This is a genomic window from Nocardioides sp. (assembly GCF_031422975.1).
Taxonomy (GTDB): Bacteria; Actinomycetota; Actinomycetes; order Propionibacteriales; family Nocardioidaceae; genus Nocardioides.
Window position 1 is genome coordinate 1 of the sequence record NZ_JANPEO010000538.1, and the last position, 4,727, is coordinate 4,727.

The 4,727-nt window shown below is 70.4% G+C and carries 3 protein-coding genes; 1 reads left to right on the forward strand and 2 read right to left on the reverse strand.

Annotated features, from left to right (window positions below):
* The first annotated feature begins 134 nt into the window (after positions 1 to 134).
* Positions 135 to 2,690, forward strand: a complete 2,556-nt coding sequence (locus RMO85_RS15985) for a bifunctional FO biosynthesis protein CofGH (protein WP_310529713.1) — start codon at positions 135 to 137, stop codon at positions 2,688 to 2,690.
* Here RMO85_RS15985 and RMO85_RS15990 read toward each other — a convergent pair.
* Complete coding sequence (locus RMO85_RS15990) at positions 2,684 to 3,952, reverse strand: endonuclease/exonuclease/phosphatase family protein (protein ID WP_310529714.1); 1,269 nt, start codon at positions 3,950 to 3,952, stop codon at positions 2,684 to 2,686. The two genes, RMO85_RS15985 and RMO85_RS15990, sit on opposite strands and share 7 nt — an antisense overlap.
* A gap of 72 nt (positions 3,953 to 4,024) precedes the next feature.
* A partial coding sequence (locus RMO85_RS15995; protein ID WP_310529715.1) for a hypothetical protein occupies positions 4,025 to 4,727 on the reverse strand: 703 nt, incomplete at its 5' end.

A 4,727-nucleotide genomic window follows, 5' to 3' on the forward strand; every position in this document is an offset into this window, starting at 1 on the left:
CAACATGGACCTCGGCGGCAGGATCTGGTGGCCGAGCACGCTCGACAGCGAGGACCACCACCTCAGCGCCGCCGAGATCCGGGAACCGATCGAGACGGTGCACTGACGTCGGCAGCGCGGCGGACTGGGAGGATATGGCCATGGAGCCCACCCCCGCACAGATCCGCCGGGCGCTCGTCCGCGCAGAACGCGGCGCGGCGCTCGACGTCGACGAGGCAGCGGTCCTGCTGGCGGCGCGGGACGAGTCGCTGAGGAGGCTGTGCGCGGTCGCGGTCCGGGTGCGCGACGCCGGCCTGATCAGTGCCGGCCGGCCGGGAGTGGTGACCTACTCCCCCAAGGTCTTCATCCCGATCACCCGCCTGTGCCGCGACCGCTGCCACTACTGCACCTTCGTCACCGTGCCCGGCAAGCTGGCGGCGCCGTACCTCTCGCCGGACGAGATCCTCACCATTGCCCGCGAGGGCGCGGAGCTGGGCTGTCTGGAGGCGCTCTTCACCCTCGGCGATCGACCCGAGGACCGCTGGCCCGAGGCCCGGGTCTGGCTCGATGAGCAGGGCTACGACTCGACGCTCGACTACATCCGCGCGATGGCGATCCGGGTGCTGGAGGAGACCGGACTGCTGCCCCACCTCAACCCCGGCGTGCTGTCGTGGGAGGAGATGACCCGCCTCAAGCCGGTGGCGCCGTCGATGGGGATGATGCTGGAGACCACCTCGCGACGGCTCTTCGAGACGCGCGGCGAGGCTCACTTCGGCTCCCCCGACAAGGACCCGGCCATCCGGTCGCGGGTGCTCGAGGACGCCGGCCGGCTCTCGATCCCGTTCACCACGGGGCTCCTCGTCGGGATCGGCGAGAACCTCACCGAGCGGGCCGAGACGATCTTCGAGCTCCGCCGGATCGCGCGGGCCTACGGCTCGATCCAGGAAGTCATCGTGCAGAACTTCCGCGCCAAGCCCGACACCGCGATGCGCCACACCGACGACCTCGGGCTGGCGGAGTACCGCGCCGCCATCGCCGTGTCCCGGATCGTGCTCGGTCCGACGATGCGGATCCAGGCGCCGCCCAACCTCGTCGACGGGTCCGAGTGCCGCTCGCTGCTCGACGCGGGCGTCGACGACTGGGGCGGCGTCTCGCCGCTGACCCCGGACCACGTCAACCCCGAGCGACCCTGGCCTTCGCTCGAGCGCCTCCGCGCGATCACCGCCGATGCCGGCCTCGAGCTCGCGCCCCGCCTGACCGTGCACCCGCACTTCGTCCGCCAGCGCACCCCCTGGCTCGACCCGCGCCTCGACGCCCACATCGACGCGCTCGCGCTGCCCGACGGGCTCGCGCGCGTCGGCGTACGACCCGTCGGGATGCCGTGGCAGGAGCCCGACGTGACCCCCGAGGGCACGGGGCGAACCGACCTGCACGCGACCATCGACACCGAGGGCCGCACCTCCGATCGGCGAGAGGACTTCGACAGCGTCTACGGCGACTGGGCGGCGGTCGCCGATGCCGCCGAGATATCCATGGGCGCGATGGCTCAGGATTCCTCGAAATCTGAGCCATCCCTCCCATGGATATCTGGCAACACGGACGAGGGGTACGCCGCACTGCGGGCCGCCGAGCAGGACCCGGCCGGCCTCAGCGACGACCAGGCCCTCGCCCTGATGACCGCGGAGGGCGAGCTCCTGGAGCGGGTCTGCCGCCTCGCCGACGACCTGCGCCGCGACACGGTCGGCGACGACGTCACCTACGTCGTCAACCGCAACATCAACTTCACCAACATCTGCTACGTCGGCTGCCGGTTCTGCGCGTTCGCCCAGCGCAAGACCGACGCCGACGCCTTCTCGCTCTCCCTCGAGCAGGTCGCCGACCGCGCGCAGGAGGCGTGGGAGCTCGGCGCCACCGAGGTCTGCATGCAGGGCGGGATCGACCCGGAGCTGCCGGCGACGGCCTACTTCGAGCTCGTCGCGGCGGTGAAGCAGCGCGTGCCCGGCATGCACGTGCACGCCTTCAGCCCGATGGAGATCGTGAGCGGGGCCGCGCGGACCGGACTGTCGATCGAGGACTTCCTGATCAAGGCCCGCGAAGCCGGCCTCGACACCATCCCCGGCACCGCCGCCGAGATCCTCGACGACGAGGTCCGCTGGGTGCTGACGAAGGGCAAGCTGCCGACGAAGACGTGGATCGAGGTCGTCAGCACCGCGCACCGGGTGGGCCTGCGCTCGAGCTCGACGATGATGTACGGCCACGTCGACAACCCGCGGCACTGGGTGCAGCACCTGCGGGTGCTGCGACGGATCCAGGACGAGACCGGCGGCTTCACCGAGTTCGTGCCGTTGCCCTTCGTGCACACGAGCTCGCCGATCTACCTCGCCGGCGTCGCCCGGCCCGGGCCGACGTTGCGCGACAACCTCGCCGTGCATGCGCTGGGCCGCATCATGCTGCACGGCTCGATCGCGAACATCCAGACGAGCTGGGTCAAGCTCGGCGTCGACGGGACCCGCGCGATGCTGCAGGCCGGGGCCAACGACGTGGGCGGGACCCTGATGGAGGAGACCATCTCGCGGATGGCAGGCAGCGAGCACGGGTCGGCGAAGACCGTGGCCGAGCTCATCGAGATCGGCGCCGGCATCGGTCGACCGGTGGTGGAGCGGACCACGGTCTACGGCCCTCCCCACCACCCCGCGCCAGCACCTCAGTAGCGCACGTCCACCCAGATCTCGCGGTGGTCGGACGTGGGCACCCCGGTCGGGCCGTAGAGCGCCCGGTCGAAGTCGCCGGTCAGCCGGTAGAGCGGGTCGGCGTCCACCGGCCAGAAGACGCCTGAGCCCACGACCTTGGAGCCCTTGGTCGGCAGCACGTAGTCGACGCGCAGGTTGCCGGGACCGCAGCCGGCCACATCGCAGAAGTCGGCGGTGTCGTACGCGGGGTTGCCCGCATGCGTCGCGTTGAGCCCACCCTGGTTGACGGCTTGCGTGCCGCCCGCCGACATCGGCCGCGGGTCGGTGATCCGCCGGTGGTCGAGCAGCTGGTTGATGGCGCCGTCGACGGAGTCGCCGTCGACGGGATCGGCGTTCTGGTCACCGGCGATGACGAACTTCGAACCCGGCCTCAACCCGCCATGACGACCCTCGTCGTCGTAGATGTAGGCCGACGTGCGGGGCGAGGAGATGTAGTCGGCCCAGAACCGGATCTCGTCGTGGTTGCGGGTGCCGTTGCGGTCCTCCAAGCCGTCGAACGTGGGCGGCGTCGGGTGCGTGACCAAGATGTGCACCGTGTTGGGGCCGATCCGGTTCGGCACGTCCCAGTGCGACTTCGAGGAGAGCGGGAACCCGGCGAGCTCCGCCGGCGAGTACCAGTCCGCAGGTGCCGCCGTGGCCGGGTCGTCGGGCAGCAGTGCGCCCGGCATGTCCTTCCACAAGAAGTGCTGGAAGGTGCGGACGGCATCGGTGTCGATGGGGTACTTCGAGTAGACGACCATGGCGAACTGGCCGACGAATTCGCCGAAGCCCCACGAGTCGTTGCCGTAGTCGCGCGGGGTGGGTCCGCCCAGGAGTCCGTCGTTGTTGAGGTCGAAGCCGCTCGCGACGCCGGTGTTGGACGCGGCGACGTAGGCGTACGGATAGTCGATCGGGGCCGCGCCGTTGTGCGCAACCTCGAGGTAGTTGTCGCGGAACAGGTCCACGGCCCGGGTCGAGTAGTCGAACTCGTTGATCAGGAGCACGTCGGGGCGTACGCGCTGGATCGTCTCGGCCACGTTGGCAGCCTGCACGTTGCCGGGGGCGGAGAGGTCGGCGACCAGCTGGCCGGCGGTGAGCCGGTTGAGCGAGGCGTTGAACGTGGAGAACCGGACCTCACGGTCCCGGTCGTGTCCGTGTCCGTGTCCGGCCTGGGCACCGGGCGTCAGGCACAGGGGTACGGCGGCCAGCAGCGCGGCAGCGGCGAGCAGGGTCGGGCGTGTCATCGAGAACCTCCGAGTCGGTGAGAGTCGAGACCCTCACCGTAGGCCCGCCCCGTGGCCTCCGGGTGAACAACCTCAGAGGAATCCGAGCTTGGCGCAACGCTTGGCGGTGCCGCCGGCACACAGGTCCGCGATCGTCATCGCGCCCGACGCCACGACGACGCTGGTCAGGTCGTTGATCGTGACCGTGACCGACTCGAACAGCCACGACGCCACACCCTCGTGGTCGACCGACTCCCCCACCGGCTCGTCGGCGAGCTCACCGACGGAGACGTCGGCGACCTTCGAGCTCATCGCCGCGGCCGGGACGTAGGACAACGTGTCCCGGTCCCGCAGGATGACCTCACGGGCCGCCTCGACATCGCTGTCGACCCCCACCGTCGACGTGGCCGGCGAGGCGAGACCGACGAACCAGTCGGCGCCGGGCACCAGGGTGCCGTAGGCGATGACGGGCACGTCGCCCGCCTGCTCGACGAGCGACTCGGCCAGCTCCGGGTCGACCGGATCGAGAATCATGATGTCGGCCGTGGCGAGCGCCTGGTCGAACTGCATGTCCTGGGTGTCGGCCTCGCTGCCCGCGTCGTACACCTCGACCGTGCAGCCGTCGCAGATCTCCGCCACCCGCTGCTCGAGGGTCTCGACGTCGAGCGGCTGCTGGACCTGCGCCGACTCGTCGGCGGCCAGGACCGCGATCACCGTCGAGTCGACGGTGGCGCAGCCCGACAGCGCGCTCGTGACGAGCAGGCAGCAGATCAGCAGAACGATGCGCATGACCGGC